At 68.0% G+C, this 17,668-nt stretch carries 14 protein-coding genes; 8 read left to right on the top strand and 6 right to left on the bottom strand.

Annotation, left to right across the window (positions count from 1 at the left end; genetic code table 11):
* Positions 1-17: 17 nt before the first annotated feature.
* Positions 18-1,052 carry a putative 2-aminoethylphosphonate ABC transporter substrate-binding protein gene (locus AC1DXX_RS14975; RefSeq protein ID WP_478134989.1) on the bottom strand — a complete coding sequence of 345 codons (1,035 nt, stop codon included), beginning with the start codon at positions 1,050-1,052 and terminating at the stop codon, positions 18-20.
* 182 nt (positions 1,053-1,234) lie between these two features.
* Here AC1DXX_RS14975 and AC1DXX_RS14970 point away from each other — a divergent pair, with 182 nt between their 5' ends.
* On the top strand, positions 1,235-1,795 hold the full coding sequence (locus AC1DXX_RS14970; RefSeq protein ID WP_478134988.1) for a phosphonate degradation HD-domain oxygenase: 561 nt from the start codon (positions 1,235-1,237) through the stop codon (positions 1,793-1,795).
* A gap of 87 nt (positions 1,796-1,882) precedes the next feature.
* Entirely contained in the window at positions 1,883-3,679 is a 1,797-nt protein-coding gene (locus tag AC1DXX_RS14965; protein WP_478134987.1) for an ABC transporter ATP-binding protein/permease, read from the top strand.
* On the opposite strand, the gene queC is transcribed toward AC1DXX_RS14965, so the two are convergent.
* Positions 3,661-4,365 (bottom strand): 7-cyano-7-deazaguanine synthase QueC, encoded by a 705-nt coding sequence (queC, locus tag AC1DXX_RS14960; RefSeq protein WP_478134986.1) that lies wholly within the window; start codon positions 4,363-4,365, stop codon positions 3,661-3,663. The two genes, AC1DXX_RS14965 and queC, sit on opposite strands and share 19 nt — an antisense overlap.
* A gap of 151 nt (positions 4,366-4,516) precedes the next feature.
* On the opposite strand from queC, the gene AC1DXX_RS14955 reads away from it, so the two are divergent.
* The gene (locus AC1DXX_RS14955; RefSeq protein WP_478134985.1) at positions 4,517-5,644 is read left to right on the top strand and encodes an acyltransferase family protein; all 1,128 of its coding nucleotides are present in this window, start codon (positions 4,517-4,519) and stop codon (positions 5,642-5,644) included.
* Here AC1DXX_RS14955 and AC1DXX_RS14950 read toward each other — a convergent pair.
* Positions 5,641-6,126 carry a cyanophycin metabolism-associated DUF1854 family protein gene (locus tag AC1DXX_RS14950; protein ID WP_478134984.1) on the bottom strand — a complete coding sequence of 162 codons (486 nt, stop codon included), beginning with the start codon at positions 6,124-6,126 and terminating at the stop codon, positions 5,641-5,643. The two genes, AC1DXX_RS14955 and AC1DXX_RS14950, sit on opposite strands and share 4 nt — an antisense overlap.
* The gene (locus tag AC1DXX_RS14945) at positions 6,126-8,402 is read right to left on the bottom strand and encodes a cyanophycin metabolism-associated ABC transporter (protein WP_478134982.1); all 2,277 of its coding nucleotides are present in this window, start codon (positions 8,400-8,402) and stop codon (positions 6,126-6,128) included. The genes AC1DXX_RS14950 and AC1DXX_RS14945 overlap by 1 nt, the downstream gene beginning before the upstream one ends.
* Before the next feature lie 139 nt (positions 8,403-8,541).
* Between AC1DXX_RS14945 and AC1DXX_RS14940 the strand changes: the two genes are divergently transcribed.
* The 5 genes from AC1DXX_RS14940 (at position 8,542) to AC1DXX_RS14920 (ending at position 14,972) form a co-directional block, all read left to right on the top strand.
* Positions 8,542-10,794, top strand: coding sequence for a cyanophycin synthetase (locus tag AC1DXX_RS14940; protein WP_478134981.1), 2,253 nt, complete (start codon positions 8,542-8,544; stop codon positions 10,792-10,794).
* A 68-nt stretch (positions 10,795-10,862) separates the two neighbouring features.
* Positions 10,863-13,430 (top strand): cyanophycin synthetase, encoded by a 2,568-nt coding sequence (cphA, locus tag AC1DXX_RS14935; protein ID WP_478134980.1) that lies wholly within the window; start codon positions 10,863-10,865, stop codon positions 13,428-13,430.
* A 156-nt stretch (positions 13,431-13,586) separates the two neighbouring features.
* Positions 13,587-14,000 carry a hypothetical protein gene (locus AC1DXX_RS14930; protein WP_478134979.1) on the top strand — a complete coding sequence of 138 codons (414 nt, stop codon included), beginning with the start codon at positions 13,587-13,589 and terminating at the stop codon, positions 13,998-14,000.
* A 64-nt stretch (positions 14,001-14,064) separates the two neighbouring features.
* The gene (locus tag AC1DXX_RS14925; protein ID WP_478134978.1) at positions 14,065-14,568 is read left to right on the top strand and encodes a hypothetical protein; all 504 of its coding nucleotides are present in this window, start codon (positions 14,065-14,067) and stop codon (positions 14,566-14,568) included.
* A 149-nt stretch (positions 14,569-14,717) separates the two neighbouring features.
* The gene (locus tag AC1DXX_RS14920; RefSeq protein ID WP_478134977.1) at positions 14,718-14,972 is read left to right on the top strand and encodes a hypothetical protein; all 255 of its coding nucleotides are present in this window, start codon (positions 14,718-14,720) and stop codon (positions 14,970-14,972) included.
* Positions 14,973-14,975: 3 nt separating this feature from the next.
* Here AC1DXX_RS14920 and AC1DXX_RS14915 read toward each other — a convergent pair whose 3' ends face one another.
* Together AC1DXX_RS14915 and AC1DXX_RS14910 are read right to left on the bottom strand one after the other, a co-directional pair.
* On the bottom strand, positions 14,976-15,893 hold the full coding sequence (locus AC1DXX_RS14915) for a dihydrodipicolinate synthase family protein (RefSeq protein WP_478134976.1): 918 nt from the start codon (positions 15,891-15,893) through the stop codon (positions 14,976-14,978).
* Positions 15,894-15,899: 6 nt separating this feature from the next.
* Positions 15,900-17,648, bottom strand: a complete 1,749-nt coding sequence (locus AC1DXX_RS14910) for an IlvD/Edd family dehydratase (protein ID WP_478134975.1) — start codon at positions 17,646-17,648, stop codon at positions 15,900-15,902.
* Positions 17,649-17,668: the final 20 nt, after the last annotated feature.

The raw sequence follows: 17,668 nt of genomic DNA, 5'->3' as shown, positions 1-17,668 counted from the left end.
TCCCGTCACATCGCCGATCACATCGGCTTCTTTTCCGACTTCGATTCGTAGCGCTTCGACCATTCCGTCAGGATGCGGTCGCGGTTCGCGGCGGCCCAGGTGAAGTCGTTCTTCGCGAGCAGCTTCTCGACATCGCCCGGCACGAACTCGAGCTTCTCCTGGATGCCCGGCAGCGCGAGCACGGCGAAGTTCTTCGCGTAGAGCTCGTTGGCCTGCTTCGTCACGGCCCAGTCGGCCAGCGCCTTGGCGGCGTCCTGCTTCTTGCTGGTCTTGATGATGCCGGTGGCTTCCATGTCCCAGCCCAGGCCTTCCTTCGGCAGCACGATGTCGATGGGCGCGCCGTCGCGCTTGGTCTTGTTGGCGCGGTACTCGAAGGACATGCCGAGCGCGAACTCGCCGGCGCCGGCCTGGCGGCAGGGCTTGCTTCCCGACTGGCTGTAGATGCCGATGTTCTGGTGCAGCGCGTCCATGTACTTCCACGCCTTTTCTTCACCCATCATCTGGATCCAGCCCGAGACCATCAGGTAGCCGGTGCCCGAGGCCGCGGGGTTGGGCATGGTGATCTGGCCCTTGTAGACGGGGTTGGTCAGGTCGGCCCAGCTGGTCGGCTTGGGTAGGCTCTTCTTCTGTGCTTCGGCGGTGTTGAAGCAGATGGCCGACGACCACACGTCCATGCCGACCCACTTGGGCGGGTTGGCCGCATCGCGCATGGTGGGCTTGATGGCGTCGAGGCCCTTGGGCGCGTAGGGCTGGAGCATGCCTTCCTTGTCGAGCAGCATCAGCGAGGTGGCGGCCAGGCCCCACACCACGTCGGCCTGCGGATTGGCTTTTTCGGCCAGCAGCTTGGCGGTGACGATGCCGGTCGAGTCGCGCACGAACTTCAGCTCGACGGACGGGTTCTCTTTTTCGAAGGCGGCCTTGTAGGCCTGCACCTGGTCGGCTTCGAGCGCGGTGTAGACCAGCAGTTCGGTGCGGCCCTGGGCGGAAGCGGCGAACGCCAGCGAGAACAGGGCGGCAGGCACGGCGGCACGGCGAATGCGACGAAGCAACATGGGAAATCCCTCGGGAAAGAAGAAGAGAAGAAGTGCGCGGACAAAACTACGCACGGCAACGGGGCCGTGAACGCGGCGATGCTCGCAGCGGCGTGTGACAGCGGTTTGTCAGGCCCGTCACACGCCCGTCATGGCGCGCGTTGACCCTTCAAGGGCGGCCGCACGCACTGCGTTTCAATTCAATGACACTCGACCTCGCCGAGATTGCCCGCCTGTTCGCCGAACGCGGCGAGATTGCGTACGCGGGCGAAGCGGTCTCGCAACGAGAGCACGCACTGCAATGCGCCTGGCTCGCGGAACAGGCGGATGCGGGCGACGCGCTGGTCACGGCCGCGCTGCTGCACGACCTGGGGCACCTGCTGATCGCCGAACACCAGACGCTGTCGCAGTCGCCGACCGAGCTGAGCATCGACGACCGTCACCAGCACATCGCGCTGCCCTTGCTGCGCGGCGCCTTCGGTGTGGAAGTGCGCGAACCGATCCGGCTGCATGTGGATGCCAAGCGCTATCTGTGCGCCACGCGGCCGGACTACTTCTCGAAGCTCTCGCCGGACTCGGTGCGCAGCCTGGCGCTGCAGGGCGGCGTGATGGACGCGGAAGCGGCGCAGCGCTTTGCCTCGCACCGGTGGGCCGGCGATGCCGTGCGGCTGCGGTTGTGGGATGAGGAAGCCAAGGTGGCGGGCCTTGCAACGCCACCGCTGTCGCACTTCCTCGCGACCGCCGCGCGGGTGATGCTGCGCTGAGCGCTTTCAGCGCCGCTTAAGTCTGGGGAGATCCCGGGCGCTACGATGCAAGCGAAGCGCCACCCCGGCGCGCTCCCAATCGTTGTCATGACCGCTGACTCCCGCGTTTCCCGGCTTCTCTCGACCCTGCGCCGTATCCTTTCCCTCGCCGCACCGTATTTCCGGTCCGAAGAAAAATGGCGGGCCCGCCTCATGTTGCTGGGCATCGTCGCGCTCAACCTGTCCTACGTGTATGTGGCCGTGCTGGGCAACCAGTGGTACGGGCGCTTCTACGATGCGCTGCAGAACAAGGACTCGGCGATCTTCTGGCGCGAGATCGGCGTGTTCGGCTGGATCGCATTCGCCAACATCCTGGTCCAGGTGCTCAAGTTCTACGTGACCCAGTTGCTGCAGCTGCGCTGGCGCGCCTGGATGACGCGCAGCTACCTGTCGCGCTGGACAGCCGACCGGACCTTCTACCACCTGGAACTGGCGCGCTACGCGCAAAAGAACGGCAACACGCCGGACAACCCCGACCAGCGCATCCAGGAAGACATGCAGATGTTCACCGACTACACGATGACACTGTCGATGGGCCTGCTGAACGCGGTCGTCACGCTGGTCAGTTTCGTCGGCATCCTCTGGGGACTCTCGGGCAGCTTCGGCTTTTCCATGGGCGGCACCACCTACCAGATCGCCGGCGCGATGGTGTGGCTGGCCGTCGCGTACTGCGTCGTGGGCACGGTCATCACGCACTTCATCGGCCGGCCGCTGATCGGCCTCAACTTCCGCCAGCAGCGCTTCGAGGCCGACTTCCGCCATCACCTGGTGCGCGTGCGCGAATACAGCGAGGCCATCGCCCTGGACCATGGCGAGAAGGTCGAGCACGGCCAGCTCGACCTGCGCTTCGGCGCCGTGCTGCGCAACTACCTGCAGCTGATCAAGCAGCAGAAGAACCTGGTGACCTTCACTTCCTTCTTCGGGCAGGCGGCGGTGATCTTTCCGTTCATCGTGGCGGCCCCGCGCTTCTTCAGCGGCGCCATCCAGCTCGGGCAGCTGATGCAGATCTCGTCCGCCTTCGGCAAGGTGCAGGATTCGCTGAGCTGGTTCGTCGACAACTACGACCGCGTGGCCATCTGGCGCGCCACCACCGACCGCCTCACCACCTTCGACGACGCGATGCGCGCCCACGCCGCGCGCACTGATGCCCTGGAGCGCGGCAGCGCGGCCTCGCTGCACACCGACGACCTGACGGTGGCCCTGCCCGACGGCAGGCAACTGCTGTCCGGCGCCGCGCTCTCGGTGCGGCCTGGCGACAGCGTGCTGCTGCAGGGCCCGTCGGGCAGCGGCAAATCGACGCTGTTCCGCGCTTTCGCGGGCATCTGGCCCTTCGCGCGCGGCCATGTGCAGGTGCCGGGCGACGCGGTCTTCATGCCGCAGCGGCCCTACGTGCCCGACGGCAAGCTGCGCGACGCGCTGACCTATCCCAATCCGGCCGCGAACTTCAGCGACGACCAGTTGCGCCAGGCGCTGACCGACGCCCTGCTTCCCGACCTGGCCAGCCGGCTCGACGACAGCGACTCCTGGAGCCAGAAGCTCTCGGGCGGCGAGCAGCAGCGGCTCGCGATCGCTCGGGTGCTGCTGAAGAAACCGGCCTGGCTGTTCGCCGACGAGATCACGAGCGCCCTCGATGCCGAGGCCGAGGGCGTGCTCTACAAGCGGCTGGCGGACACGGTCCATGCGGCGGGCGGCGCCATGGTGTCGATCGCGCACCGTGCGGCGGTCGGCGATTTCCACAACCAGCGCTGGACGCTGGTGCCGCAGCCCGAAGGAACGGCAGCAGGCGGCGGCGCACGCTACCGCCTGAACATCGCGGCCGCGCAGCCTCAGCCCGCCGCGGCGTAGCGCTCCCAGCCCTTCTTGCGCAGGTCGCAGGCGGGGCATTCGCCGCACCCATAGCCCCAGGGCTGGCGGTGCACGCGGTCGCCGAGATAGCAGGTGTGGGTTTCTTCAACGATCAGCTCGACCAGCGGCTCGCCGCCGAGGCGGTGGGCCATCTGCCAGGTCTCGGCCTTGTCGATCCACATGAGCGGCGTCTCGATCACGAGGCGACGCTCCAGCCCGAGCGAGAGCGCCAGCTGCATGGCCTTCATGGTGTCGTCGCGGCAGTCGGGGTAGCCCGAGAAGTCGGTCTCGCAGACCCCGGTGACGATCACCTGCAGGCCCCGCCGGTACGCCAGGGCGCCGGCCAGCGTGAGGAACAGCAGGTTGCGCCCGGGCACGAAGGTGTTGGGCAGGCCGTCGGCCTGCATGGCAAAGGCGACCTCCTCGGTCAGCGAGGAGCCGCCGAGCTGGGCCAGCGCCGCGAGCGTGAGCACATGGTCTTCGCCCAGGCGCGGCGCCCAGTCGGGAAAGCGCTCGCGCATCTGCGCGAGGATGGTGCCGCGCACGTCGAGCTCGACGCGATGGCGCTGTCCGTAGTCGAAGCCCAGCGTCTCGACGCGCTGGTACTTCGAGAGCGCATCGGCAAGGCAGGTGGTCGAGTCCTGGCCGCCGGAGAACAGAACGAGGGCGGTGGTGTGCAGGGGCATTTCCGTCGACGGCGGGCCGTTGTAGTCCAAAGACGCGATTTTCGCAGGCCGCGTAGCATGTCGATTCCGTCCGCAAAACCACCCTTTTTGGGGATGGTTGTAACTCGAAGTTAAGGCAAAATCCTGCACAAACGATGCAGGGGGCACACAGATGGGCGAGCGCGGAACCGCGATCAGCTTCGAAGATTTTCAAGGCACACGCAATTTCGCCGCACTGGACGGCCTCCGGGCCGTCTCCGTCTTTCTCGTCTTCAGCGACCATTTCGGCGGCATCGGCTGGACGCATTTCTCGGGCTGGCTCGGCGTCCACGCCTTCTTCGTGCTCTCCGGCTTCCTGATCACCACGCTGCTGCTGCGGGAGCGCGACACCACCGGCGGCGTGTCGCTGAAGGCGTTCTACATTCGCCGCGCCACCCGGCTGCTGCCGCTCTACCTGCTGGTCTTCCTGGCGGTGCTGGGCCTGAGCTACGTGGCGCGGGATGGCACCTGGGAACAGATGAAGGCGGCCACGCCCTGCTACCTGAGCCTGCTCAACGAAATGGCCACCATGGCGCCTCTCCAGATGACCTGGACCCTGGGCGTGGAGTGGAAGTACTACCTGGTCTGGCCCACGCTGCTCGTGGTCTTCGGCTCGACCTTCCGGTCCAGCCTGGCCACTGTCGGCTTCTGCATTGCGGCGATGGCCATGATCGGCATCGGCGGCTTCCATTGGGACCTGCTGCGTCCGCAGAACTACGTCGGCATGCTGTTCGGTTCGGCGCTGGCCATCCTGATGCACGCGCGCCGCACCTTCGGGCTGGTGCGCGGCCTCATGACCCACGGCGCGGCCATCGCGATCGTGTTGGTGCTGGTGGTGTGGCATCGCCGCTTCCCGGTCATTGCGGGCCGCATCGGCGACGCGTCGGCCATCGCGGTGTACAGCCTGCTGATCGCGATGCTGCTCCCGGCCCTGATCGCCACCCGCACGTGGGCGGCGCGGGCGCTGGGGTCGAAGTGGCTGGCGTTCATCGGACACCGGTCGTACGCGATGTACCTGGTGCAGTACGTCGCCGCGCACGCGGTGATCGCGGTGCTGCCGGGCGCCACCATCGTCGGCGCGCTGCTGCTGTTTCTCTCGTTCGCCACGGCGCTCGCTCTCTCGGACCTGCTCTACCGCTGGTTCGAGAAGCCGATCACCGACTGGGGCCACCGCTGGGCCAAGGCGGTCAAGCAGATGGTGCTGCCGGTCTGCGACGCCGCGCTGCGCCCGGACGGAAGCCGCAGCCCCCTCCAGCCCTAGAGGAAGCGTTCGAGCAGCTTGCGCGAGGCGCGGTCGAGCGCCTTGGCATCGGGGATGCGGAACTGCACGCCGTGCGCGCTGGCGATCAGCAATGCGCCGCCTTCGAGCCTCCGGATGTCTTCCTCGGCCTTGAGCACGAAGCTGGTCTCGCCGCGGTCGGTGCTCACGGTCCAGGTGCTGGGCACGCCGAAGCTCGACACGCGGTGCAGCTTCAACAGCGTGGGTGCGAAGTCGCGCACCGCCAGTTCCTCTTCGAGCAGTGCGCGGGTCTGCGCCGGCAGCGTCTCGACGCGGTCGATCCAGACCAGTTCGCGGCCCTCGCCGCCGACCAGCGAGATGCCTTCGCCGGGCGCGCTGAGCGGGAAGGCCCGCACGGGGGTCACGCCTACGTGGCGTTCGTCCTGCGCATCGGTCAGCACGAGGCGGCCGAAGGCGTCGCGCTCGAGATCGAAAGTGGTGGTGATCGTGGTGGTGCCGCTCATCATGCCTCCCCCGCCGGATGGGCCGCGTGGCTGATCAGCGGCAACTGGGCGCCGGCACGCTCGTCGGCCGCGCCTTCGCTCGCATCGTCGTCGCCCTGGCGCAGTTGCGCCTGGTAGAGCCGCCAGTAGGCGCCCTGCTTGGCCATCAGGGCATCGTGCGGCCCGACCTCGACCACCTCGCCGCGGTCCATGACCACGAGCCGGTCGGCCTTGCGCAGCGTCGACAGCCGGTGCGCGATGGCGATGGTGGTGCGGCCCTGCACGAGGTTGTCGAGCGCCTTCTGGATTTCCTTCTCGGTCTCGGTGTCCACGGCCGAGGTGGCCTCGTCGAGGATCAGGATGCGCGGGTCGATCAGCAGCGCCCGCGCAATGCTGATGCGCTGGCGCTCGCCGCCCGAAAGGCCCTGGCCGCGCTCGCCGACCAGCGAGTCGTAGCCGTGCTGCAGGCGCAGGATGAAGTCGTGCGCATGCGCGGCGCGTGCCGCGGCCACCACTTCTTCGCGCGTGGCGTCGGGCTTGCCGTAGGCGATGTTCTGCGCAATGGTGCCGAAGAACAGGAAGGGCTCCTGCAGCACCAGCCCCACATGGCGCCGGTAGTCGGCCACGGCGAAGCGGCGGATGTCGGTGCCGTCGACCTTGATGGCGCCGTCGGTCACGTCGTAGAAGCGGCAGATCAGGTTGACCAGCGTGCTCTTGCCCGAGCCGCTGTGGCCCACGAGGCCGATCATCTCGCCGGGCTCGATCACGAGGTCGAGGTCGTGGATCACGGCGCGCGAGCCGTAGCGGAAGCCCAGCCCGCTCATCTCGATGCGCCCCTGCACACGCTCCACCTTCACCGGATTGACCGGCTCGGGCACGTTGCTCACATGGTCGAGGATGTCGAAGATGCGCTTGGCGCCGGCCGCCGCCTTCTGCGTGACCGAGACGATGCGGCTCATCGAGTCCATGCGCGTGTAGAAGCGGCCGATGTAGGCGATGAAGGCCGTCAGCACACCCACCGTGATGCTGCCGCGCGCGACCTGCCAGATGCCGAAGCCCCAGACCACGAGCAGGCCGATTTCGGTCAGCAGCGAAACGGTGGGCGTGAACACCGACCAGGTGCGGTTGAGCTTGTCGTTGACCTGCAGGTTGTAGGCGTTGGCGGTGCGGAAGCGGTCGGCCTCGCGGCGTTCCTGCGCGAAGGCCTTGACCACGCGGATGCCCGGGATCGTGTCGGCCAGCACGTTGGTCACTTCGGACCAGACGCGGTCGATCTTCTCGAAACCGGTGCGCAGCCGGTCGCGCACCACGTGGATCATCCAGGCGATGAAGGGCAGCGGCACCAGCGTGACCACCGCGAGCAGCGGGTTGATCGAGATCAGGATGGCCGCGGTCATCACGATCATCAGTACGTCGTTGGCGAAATCGAGCGCGTGTAGCGACAGGAACACGTTGATGCGGTCGGTTTCCGAGCCGATGCGCGACATCAGGTCGCCGGTGCGCTTGCCGCCGAAATAGTCGAGCGGCAGGGTCAGCAGGTGTTCGTAGGTGGTGGTGCGCAGGTCGGCGCCGATGCGCTCCGACACCAGCGCCAGCAGGTAGGTGCGGGCCCAGCCCAGCCCCCAGCCCAGCAGCGCGGCGCCAAGCAGGCCGCTCAGGTACAGGCCGACACGCGCCGGATCGATCTTCTGCCCGTTCTGGAACGGGATCAGGATGTCGTCCATCAGCGGGATGGTCAGGTAGGGCGGCACCAGGGTCGCGGCGGTCGAGAGCAGGGTCAGGAAAAACCCTGCAAAGAGCTGCTTCCGGTAGGGCTTGGCGAAACGGCCCAGGCGCAGCAGTACCCAGGTCGAGGGCGGGGTCTGGAGTTCGGTGTCGGCAGCCGGTTCGTCGCCGTCGACGACTTCCGCTGTCGCCTCCGCGACACTTGCCGCACGCTGGCCGAACAGCTTGAGCAGGCGCAAGGCGATGGCCTGGCTCGCCAGCGTGTAACGCCAGCGCGCCAGACGGCCTTGGGCGCCGATCAGGTCGAGGGTGCCGACGCCCGAATGGTCGGCCAGGAGCAGCTCCAGGGACGGATTTGTTAGTGGCCACTCACGCCATTCCCCTCCAGGTTCCAGGGCAATCAGGCGCTGGTCAGTTAACGCAACCAGGCCGGATGCGAAACGAAGTTGGTCGTCGAGGTCAACCGTCAGTATTACCAGAACGTTTTCCGCGACTGCGAGCCGGTTTTTTAGCGCAGCTGAAGCCGCCTCGATTTCGCCCTCCCGGGTGCCGACTGGATCGTGATGTTGCATTGTGTTTCTTTGACTCTTGCCCGTCGCGGGCCGCATGGACCGCGTCATGGCGCCCTTTGTCGGGCGCCGATTCTGACTGATCGCCATGGGCGCGCTTGAAGGCGCCGTGGTGCTCGGCCAAAGCACATCGAACGTTTGCATGACCCGTTTCGACGACATCCGCCTGCTGCGCATCAACTATTTGCGCGGTCCCAACCTCTGGACCTACCGTCCGGTGCTCGAAGTCTGGCTCGATCTGGGCCAACTGGAGGACTACCCCTCCAACAAGATCGACGGCTTCACCGACCGCCTGACCGGCCTGCTGCCGGCGCTCATCGAGCACCACTGCGGCGTGGGCGAGCGCGGCGGCTTCATCCAGCGGCTGACCGAAGGCACCTGGTCGGGCCACGTGCTCGAGCACGTGGTGATCGAGCTGCTGAACCTGGCCGGCATGCCGACCGGATTCGGGCAAACCCGCAGCACCTCGGAGCACGGCGTCTACCGCATGGTGTTCCGCGCGCGCGACGAGCAGGTGGCCCGGGTGGCGCTGGCCGAAGGCCACCGACTGCTGATGGCGGCCATCAACAACGACCCGTTCACCGCCGATGACGTGCAGAAGGCGGTCGATGCCGTCAAGGCCAAGGTCGAGGACTGCTACCTCGGCCCGAGCACCGCCGCCATCGTTTCCGCCGCCACCGACCGCGGCATTCCGCACATGCGGCTGAACAGCGGCAACCTGGTGCAACTGGGCTACGGCGCCAACCAGCAGCGCATCTGGACCGCCGAGACCGACTACACCAGCGCCATCGGCGAATCGATCGCCAGCGACAAGGAACTGACCAAGTCGCTGCTTGCGAGCTGCGGCGTGCCCGTGCCCGAAGGCCAGGTGGTCGCCAACGCCGAAGAAGCCTGGGAAGCCGCCGAGGACATCGGCCTGCCGGTGGTGGTGAAGCCCTCGGACGCCAACCACGGCCGCGGCGTGTCGCTCGAACTGACGACCCGCGAGGAAGTGATGGCGGCCTTCGCGGTCGCCGAACCCGAAGGCAGCGACGTGATGGTCGAGCGCTTCATCCGCGGCCACGAACACCGCCTGCTGGTGGTGGGCGGCGAGGTGGTGGCGGCCGCGCGCGGCGAGATCATCACCGTGACGGGCGACGGCAAGCTCACCGTGGCCGAACTCATCGAAAAACAACTCAACAGCGACCCGCGCCGCGGCGCCGAAGAGGAATACCCGCTCGACCTGATCGTGCTGGCCACCGACGCCAAGCTGCAGCTCGAACTCAAGCGCCAGGAACTCGACGGCGCCGCCGTGCCGGCCGCCGGCCGCGTGGTGACGATCCAGCGCAACGGCAACATGGCCAACGACTGCACCGACCAGGTCCACCCCGAAGTCGCACACGCCGCCGTGCTGGCCGCCCGCGTGGTGGGCCTCGACATCGCCGGCATCGACCTCGTGGCGCAGGACATCGGCAAGCCGCTCGGCCCGCAGCGCGGCGCGATCGTCGAAGTCAATGCCGGCCCCGGCCTGCTGATGCACCTGAAGCCGGCCGTCGGCTCGCCGCGCCCGGTGGGCCGCGCCATCTGCGACCACCTGTTCCCCAATGACGCACCGGGCCGCATCCCCGTGGTCGGCGTGGCCGGCTCGCAGGACACCGCGGTGCTGGCACGCCTGGTCGCCTGGCTGATCAACCTGGGCGGCCGCCACACCGGCCTTGCCTGCCGCGACGGCCTGTTCCTCGAGCGCCGCCGCGTCGATGCGCGCAACAGCGCCAACTGGGACGCCGGCCACCGCCTGCTGGTGAACCGCGCCGTGGAGGCCGTGGTGATCGAGAACGGCGCCGAAACCATCCTGCGCGACGGCCTCGCCTACGACCGCTGCGAAGTCGGCATCGTGACCGACCTCGAGGGCGCCGAAGCGCTCGCCGACTACGACATCACCGAGAGCGACCAGATGGTCAAGGTGCTGCGCACGCAGGTCGACGTGGTGCTCAGCGAAGGCACGGCCGTGCTGAACGCGGGCGATCCGCGCGTGGCCGGCCTCGCGCCGCTGTGCGACGGTGCCGTCATCCTTTACGCTGCCGATCCGCAGGCTGCCGCGCTCACCGCGCACCAGTCCGCCGGCGGCAAGGCCGTGCTGGTGCGGCAAGACCGCGTGGTGCTGGCCAACGGCACCAGCGAATCCTTCCTGCCGGGCCTCGGCCGCCTGACCATCTGGCGTGCCACCCATGCCGGCGTGAGCCTCGAAAGCCTGCTGGCTGCCGTGGCCGCCGCCTGGGCCATGGGCATCCCGCTGAACCTGATCGGCGCCGGCGTCGAGGCCTTCGAGGCCGACCTGCAAGCCGCGCTGGCTTCTTTGCAGCTGTCGCAGACGCAGCCGCTGTCGTCGCAACACCCCCAACCCCAACTCGCCTGACGTGCGCGGCCGCCTCGACAGAGACGGCCGCACCGTCCAACAGAATCCGCGAACCGAGCCGTAGCCCCATGAAAGTCACCCGCATCCGCGCCCTTCGCGGGCCCAATCTCTGGAGCCGCCACACCGCCATCGAAGCGGTCGTCGCCTGCGAAGGCGATGAAAACGCCATCAGCAAGCTGGCCGGTTTCGAGGCCCGCCTGCGCGCCCGCTTCCCCACCATCGGCGAACTGCACCCGATGGTGCTGGGCCAGCCGCTGGCGCTCGCCCATGTGATCGAGAACGCCGCCGTGGCGCTGCAGGCCCAGGCCGGCTGCGCCGTCAACTTCGGCCACACCGCGCCCACGGTGGAAGACGGGGTCTACCAGGTCACCTTCCAGTACAGCGAAGAAGCCGTCGGCCGCCGCGCGATCGCGCTGGCCGAGGAACTGATCGCCGCCGCCCTGGCCGACACGGCCTTCGATGCCACCGCCGCCATCACCGAGCTGCGCGACCTCGACGAGTCCGAGCGCCTCGGCCCGAGCACCGGCTCCATCGTCGATGCCGCCGTGGCGCGCGGCATTCCCTACCGCCGCCTCACGAGCGGCAGCCTGGTGCAATTCGGCTGGGGTTCCAAGCAGCGCCGCATCCAGGCGGCCGAGGTCGACAGCACCAGCGGCGTGGCCGAGTCGATCGCGCAGGACAAGGAACTCACCAAGCAGTTGCTCAATGCCGCCGGCGTGCCGGTGCCGCTGGGCCGCCCCGTCACCAGCGCCGAAGACGGCTGGGCCGCCGCCGAAGAAATCGGCCTGCCGGTCGTGGTCAAGCCGCAGGACGGCAACCAGGGCAAGGGCGTCACCGTCAACATCACCACGCGCGAGCAACTGACCTCGGCCTACGACTCGGCCGCCGTCTACGGCGAGGTGATGGTCGAGAAATTCCTGCCGGGCTTCGACTTCCGCCTGCTGGTGGTCGGCGACCGCCTCGTGGCCGCCGCGCGGCGCGATCCGCCGCAGGTGATCGGCGACGGCAGCGCCACCGTGCGCCAGCTGGTGGACACCGTCAACCTCGACCCGCGCCGCGGCGAAGGCCACGCCACCTCGCTCACCAAGATCCGGCTCGACGACATCGCGATCGGCCGGCTCGAGGCCCAGGGCCTCACGCCCGACAGCGTGCCCGAGCGCGGCCAGCGCGTGGTGCTGCGCAACAACGCGAACCTTTCCACCGGCGGCACCGCCACCGACGTGACCGACACCGTGCACCCCGAAGTGGCCGCGCGCGCGGTCGATGCGGCGCAGATGGTCGGCCTGCACATCTGCGGCGTCGACATGGTCTGCGAGAACGTGCTGCGCCCGCTCGAGGAGCAGCACGGCGGCGTGGTCGAGGTGAATGCCGCGCCGGGTCTGCGCATGCACATCTCGCCGTCGTTCGGCCGCGGCCGCGCGGTCGGCGAGGCGGTAATGGACACGATGTTCGCCCATGGCGACGACGGCCGCATCCCCGTGGTGGCCGTGACCGGCACCAACGGCAAGACCACCACCGCGCGCCTCATCAACCACCTGCTCGCCTCGAGCGGCCTGCGCACCGGCATGACCAACACCGACGGCGTGTACGTCGACGGACGCCAGACCGACAGCGGCGACTGCAGCGGCCCGAAGAGCGCGCGCAACGTGCTGATGCACCCCGATGTCGACGCGGCCGTGTTCGAAGTGGCCCGCGGCGGCGTGCTGCGCGAAGGCCTCGGCTTCGACCGCTGCCAGGTGGCCGTGGTCACCAACATCGGCAGCGGCGACCACCTGGGCCTGAACTACATCACCACCGTCGAGGACCTCGCGGTGTTGAAGCGCGTGATCGTGCGCAACGTGGCGGCCGACGGCTATGCGGTGCTCAACGCGGCCGACGTCAACGTCGCCGCCATGGCGGCCGGCTGCCCCGGCCATGTGATCTTCTTCACCGCCGACCGCATGCACCCGGTGATGGCCACGCACCGCGCGCAAGGCAAGCGCACCGTGTACGTCGACCAGGACACGCTGGTTGCGGCCGAAGGCTCGTGGCGCGAACGCATCGCGCTGCGCGACGTGCCCATCACGCGCAACGGCACCATCGGCTTCCAGGTCGACAACGTGATGGCCTCGGTGGCCGCGGCCTGGGCCGTGGGCCTCGACTGGGACACCATCCGCAGCGGCCTCGCGAGCTTCATGAACGACGCGGCCGGCGTGCCCGGGCGCTTCAACGTCATGGACTACCGCGGCGCCACCGTGATCGCCGACTACGGCCACAACACGGACGCCATGCGCGCGCTGGTTTCGGCGGTCGACACCATGCCGGCCAACAAGCGCTCGGTGGTGATCAGCGGAGCGGGCGACCGGCGCGATTCGGACATCCGCGACCAGACCGCGATCCTCGGCGAGGCCTTCGACGACGTGATCCTCTATCAGGATGCCGCGCAGCGTGGCCGCGCCGATGGCGAAGTGATGGCTTTGCTGCGCCAGGGCCTGCAGGGCGCCGCGCGCACACGCTACATCGACGAGATCCGCGGCGAATTCGTCGCGATCGACACCGCACTGGCCCGCCTGCAGCCAGGCGACCTGTCCTTGATTCTTGTCGACCAGGTTGAGGAAGCGCTCGCTCACCTCGCACAGCGCATCGCTGCGGGTTGACGACATCCTTGCCGGACAAGTCCCACACGCAGGGGCGTGTCCGGCCGGGACGGCACAGTGCGCTGTCCCACAGCCCGCCCGGGTCCGCCGAACCCACACTGCTGCTCCGGTTGCACCATTCGGAGTCTGAAGGGTGCTTCCAAACCAGGAGCATCCATGACAACAAGATTCCGTTCCGTTCTTTCCGCCACCGCTCTCTTTGCGGCCGGTGGCCTCTTCGTTCTCGGCGCCCCCTTCGCGAATGCGCAGGCGCCGGGCTCCGAAGCCCGCATGCAGAAGGAACGCGCGGTTTGCGACGGCGTCCAGCAGGACCGTGCCGCCTGCCTGCGCGAAGCCGGCGCCGCACGCCAGGAAGCAGGGCGCAATGGCCTCACCACCCCGAGCGCCGGCCGTGAAGACGCCAACGCGCTCGCGCGTTGTCGCGAGCAGCCCGCCGCCGATCAAGCCGACTGCGAAGCACGCATCCGCGGCAGCGCACACACCACGACCGAAGGCAGCGTGATGGGTGGCGGCGTGATCCGCGAAACCGTGACGCCCCTGCCCRCCCAACCCGTGCAACCGACGCGCTGAACCCGGCCGCGCGCTGCATGTTCAACAACCCAGGTCTTTTTCCGGTCACTCCAAGGAGCACACCATGAAAAGCAACACCCGATCGATGATCTTCGCCCTGCTGGCAATCAGCGGGCTGGCCAGCACCACCATTGCCTCCGCCGCCGGCCAGCGCCGCGGCGACGCCGGTATCTACCGGGAGGAACTTTCCGTCTGCGGCCACAACCAGCAAGACCGCGCGGCCTGCATCCGCGAAGCCGGCGCAGCCCGCCAGGAAGCCGCACGCGGCGGCCTGACCAGCGCCCCCGACTACCGCAGCAACGCCCTCGCGCGCTGCGGCCTGCAGCCGCCGGCCGACCGTGCCGACTGCGAGGCGCGCGTAATGGGCAGCAGCGGCAACACCAACAGCAGCGTCGACGGCAGCGTGATGGGCGGCGGCGTGATCCGCGAGTCGGTCACCACCGTGGTGATGCCTGCGCCGGCCGTGATGCCGGCACCCATGCCTGCGCCCATGCTGGAACCGATGCCGGCTCCTTCGAGAGCCGTCCCCGCGCCGATCATCATTGCACCCACGCCAGCGCCGCGCTGATGGTGCCTGGCGGCACCCAGGCCACTCGCCCCGGACCGGGGGGGCCGGCTGCTCCGGGGCGATGACCTTGATTGTCACGAGACTGTCATAAAACGCAGAGCGGTGCTAGCTATAGTTCTCGGTCCCTGCCCACTGAGGAACTCTTTCCCATGAATGCCATCAAGGTCGCTCGCCGATTCATAGAAACGGACCCGGCCAACGAATCGGCCAAGATCCTGGCCCAGCTCGTGTTGGCGCTCGAGTCCGAACGCAGCTTCGAACTGATCACGCTCTACAACCTCGACTACAAGAGCTTCGAGCTCGCCATGGACATCCTGAAGGAATGGCGGCTCGACCGCTACTACGCCAGCAAGTCCAAGCTGTTCGACCTGTCCCTGCAGGTCACCGAGCTCGAAAAGAGCTAGCGTCTACTTTCCCCAGCGCAGCACCATCGGATCGAGCCGCTTCGCGGTGTCGATCAGCCCGGCACGCGTGTCGGGGTGCATCGCGGGCAAGGGGTGGCGTGGCGCCTCGCAGGCGATCACCCCACCCTCTTTCATCAGTGCCTTGCACGCCAGCAATCCAGCCTGGCGGTTCTCGTAGTTGATCAGCGGCAGCCACTGCTGATAGAGCGCGAAGGCCTTGTCACGGTCGCCCGCACGGTGCGCCTCGATGATGGGGCGAATGCCGTCCGGGTAGCCGCCGCCGGTCATCGAGCCGGTCGCGCCGGCATCGAGATCGGGCATCAGCGTGATGGCCTCTTCGCCATCCCACGGGCCTTCGATGGCATCGCCGCCGAGGCGGATCAGCTCGCGCAGCTTTGCCGCGGCGCCGGCCGTCTCGATCTTGAAGTACGCCACATGCGCGATCTCCTTCGCCATGCGCGCGAGGAACGGCGCCGACAGCACCGTGCCGCTGGCCGGCGCGTCCTGGATCATGATCGGAATGTCGACCGCGTCCGACAGCTTGGCGTAGAAGTCGAAGATCTGCGGCTCGGGCACGCGGAAGGTCGCGCCGTGGTACGGTGGCATCACCATCAGCATCGCGGCGCCCATGTCCTGCGCKCGGCGGCTGCGCTCGGCGCACACCCTGGTGCTGAAGTGCGTGGTGGTCACGATCACCGGCACACGGCCCGCCACATGCTCGAGCATCGTGCGCGTGAGCACTTCGCGCTCGTCGTCCGACAGCACGAACTGCTCCGAGAAGTTGGCGAGGATGCACAGGCCGTCGGAGCCCGCGTCGATCATGAAATCGACGCAGCGCTTCTGGCTCTCGAGGTCGAGTGCGCCCTGTTCGGTGAAGGTGGTAGGCACCACCGGGAAGATGCCGCGGTATCTGGGGGTCATGGTGAATCAGTGTGAATGACGGGGAACGGCGGCGCCGCGGCAGCCGACGAGGAAGTCGAAGTCGCAGCCCTCATCGGCCTGCAGCACATGGTTGACGTAGAGCTTCTGGTAGCCACCGCCGCGCGTGGACATCGGCTGGGCATCGTTGCTCGACAGCGAAGCCAGGCGTGCCGCCAGCTCTTCGTCGCTGATGTCGAGGTGCAACCGCCCCGCATCGCAATCGAGCTCGATCCAGTCGCCGTCTCGCACCGCGGCGAGCGGCCCGCCGTCGGCGGCCTCGGGCGCCACATGCAGCACCACCGTGCCGTAGGCCGTGCCGCTCATGCGGGCATCCGAAATGCGCACCATGTCCTTGATGCCCTGGCGCAGCAGCTTGGGCGGCAGGCCCATGTTGCCGACCTCGGCCATGCCGGGATAGCCCTTGGGGCCGCAGTTCTTCAACACGAGCACCGAGCTCGCATCGACCTCGAGGCTTTCGTCGACGATGCGCGCCTTGTAGTGCTCCAGGTTCTCGAACACCACGGCACGCCCGCGGTGCTTGAGCAGTTCGGGCGAAGCGGCCGAGGGCTTGAGCACCGCGCCGCGCGGCGAGAGGTTGCCGCGCAGGATGCGGATGCCGCCGTCGGCGATCAGCGGGTTGCCGAGCGGACGGATCACCTCGTCGTTGAGGCTCGGCGCCTCGCGCACGTTGTCCCAGATCGACTGGCCGTTGACGGTGAGTGCGCCAGGGTGCGGCAGCAGGCCGCTCTCGCCGAGCCGGCGCAGCACGGCGGGCAGGCCGCCCGCATAGTAGAACTCCTCCATCAGGAAGCGGCCCGAAGGCTGCAGGTCGACGATGGTGGGCGTATGGCCACCGATGCGCGTCCAGTCCTCGAGTTCAAGATCGACGCCGATGCGGCCCGCAATCGCCTTCAGGTGGATCACCGCGTTGGTCGACCCGCCGATGGCGGCATTGACGCGGATCGCATTCTCGAAAGCCTCGCGCGTGAGGATCTTCGAGAGCGTGAGCCCTTCTTTCGCCATCTCCACCGCGCGCATGCCCGACATCTGCGCGAGCACATAGCGCCGCGCATCGACCGCCGGGATCGCCGCGTTGTGGGGCAGCGAAGTGCCGAGCGCCTCGGCCATGCAGGCCATGGTCGAGGCCGTGCCCATGGTGTTGCAGGTGCCCGCCGAGCGCGACATGCCGCCCTCGGCCGAGAGGAACTGGTGCAGGTTGATCTCGCCCGCCTTGAGCGATTCGTGCAGCTGCCACACGGCCGTGCCCGAGCCGATGTTCTTGCCTTCGAGCTTGCCGTTGAGCATTGGCCCGCCCGTCACCACGATGGCCGGGATGTCGCAGCTCGCGGCACCCATCAGCAGTGCCGGCGTGGTCTTGTCGCAGCCCGTGAGCAGCACCACCGCATCGACCGGGTTGCCGCGAATGGCTTCTTCCACGTCCATGCTCGCGAGATTGCGCGTGAGCATCGCGGTGGGCCGCAGGTTCGACTCGCCGTTCGAGAACACCGGAAACTCGACCGGGAACCCGCCCGCCTCCGAGATGCCGCGCTTCACATGCTCGGCGATCTTGCGGAAGTGCGCGTTGCAGGGCGTGAGCTCCGACCAGGTGTTGCAGATGCCGATGATCGGCCGGCCGTCGAACTCGTGGTCCGGAATGCCCTGGTTCTTCATCCAGCTGCGGTACATGAAGCCGTTCTTGTCGGCCGAACCGAACCATTCGGTCGAGCGCAGTTTCTTCGGAGGGGTGTCCGGCATGCGAGAGTGTCCTGAGAAAA

This window comes from Variovorax sp. P4_B10 (genome assembly GCF_056402375.1).
The sequence above is the reverse complement of the archived record's forward strand: the minus strand, read 5'-3'. Positions and strand labels throughout refer to the sequence as shown.

Coding starts and splice junctions, on each gene's coding strand:
- AC1DXX_RS14965 (WP_478134987.1), top strand. CDS start 1,883: ATGACCGCTGACTCCCGCGTTTCCCGGCTTCTCTCGACCCTGCGCCGT.
- AC1DXX_RS14970 (WP_478134988.1), top strand. CDS start 1,235: ATGACACTCGACCTCGCCGAGATTGCCCGCCTGTTCGCCGAACGCGGC.
- AC1DXX_RS14925 (WP_478134978.1), top strand. CDS start 14,065: ATGAAAAGCAACACCCGATCGATGATCTTCGCCCTGCTGGCAATCAGC.
- AC1DXX_RS14955 (WP_478134985.1), top strand. CDS start 4,517: ATGGGCGAGCGCGGAACCGCGATCAGCTTCGAAGATTTTCAAGGCACA.
- AC1DXX_RS14945 (WP_478134982.1), bottom strand. CDS start 8,402: ATGCAACATCACGATCCAGTCGGCACCCGGGAGGGCGAAATCGAGGCG.
- AC1DXX_RS14975 (WP_478134989.1), bottom strand. CDS start 1,052: ATGTTGCTTCGTCGCATTCGCCGTGCCGCCGTGCCTGCCGCCCTGTTC.
- AC1DXX_RS14950 (WP_478134984.1), bottom strand. CDS start 6,126: ATGAGCGGCACCACCACGATCACCACCACTTTCGATCTCGAGCGCGAC.
- AC1DXX_RS14910 (WP_478134975.1), bottom strand. CDS start 17,648: ATGCCGGACACCCCTCCGAAGAAACTGCGCTCGACCGAATGGTTCGGT.
- AC1DXX_RS14920 (WP_478134977.1), top strand. CDS start 14,718: ATGAATGCCATCAAGGTCGCTCGCCGATTCATAGAAACGGACCCGGCC.
- queC (WP_478134986.1), bottom strand. CDS start 4,365: ATGCCCCTGCACACCACCGCCCTCGTTCTGTTCTCCGGCGGCCAGGAC.
- cphA (WP_478134980.1), top strand. CDS start 10,863: ATGAAAGTCACCCGCATCCGCGCCCTTCGCGGGCCCAATCTCTGGAGC.
- AC1DXX_RS14940 (WP_478134981.1), top strand. CDS start 8,542: ATGACCCGTTTCGACGACATCCGCCTGCTGCGCATCAACTATTTGCGC.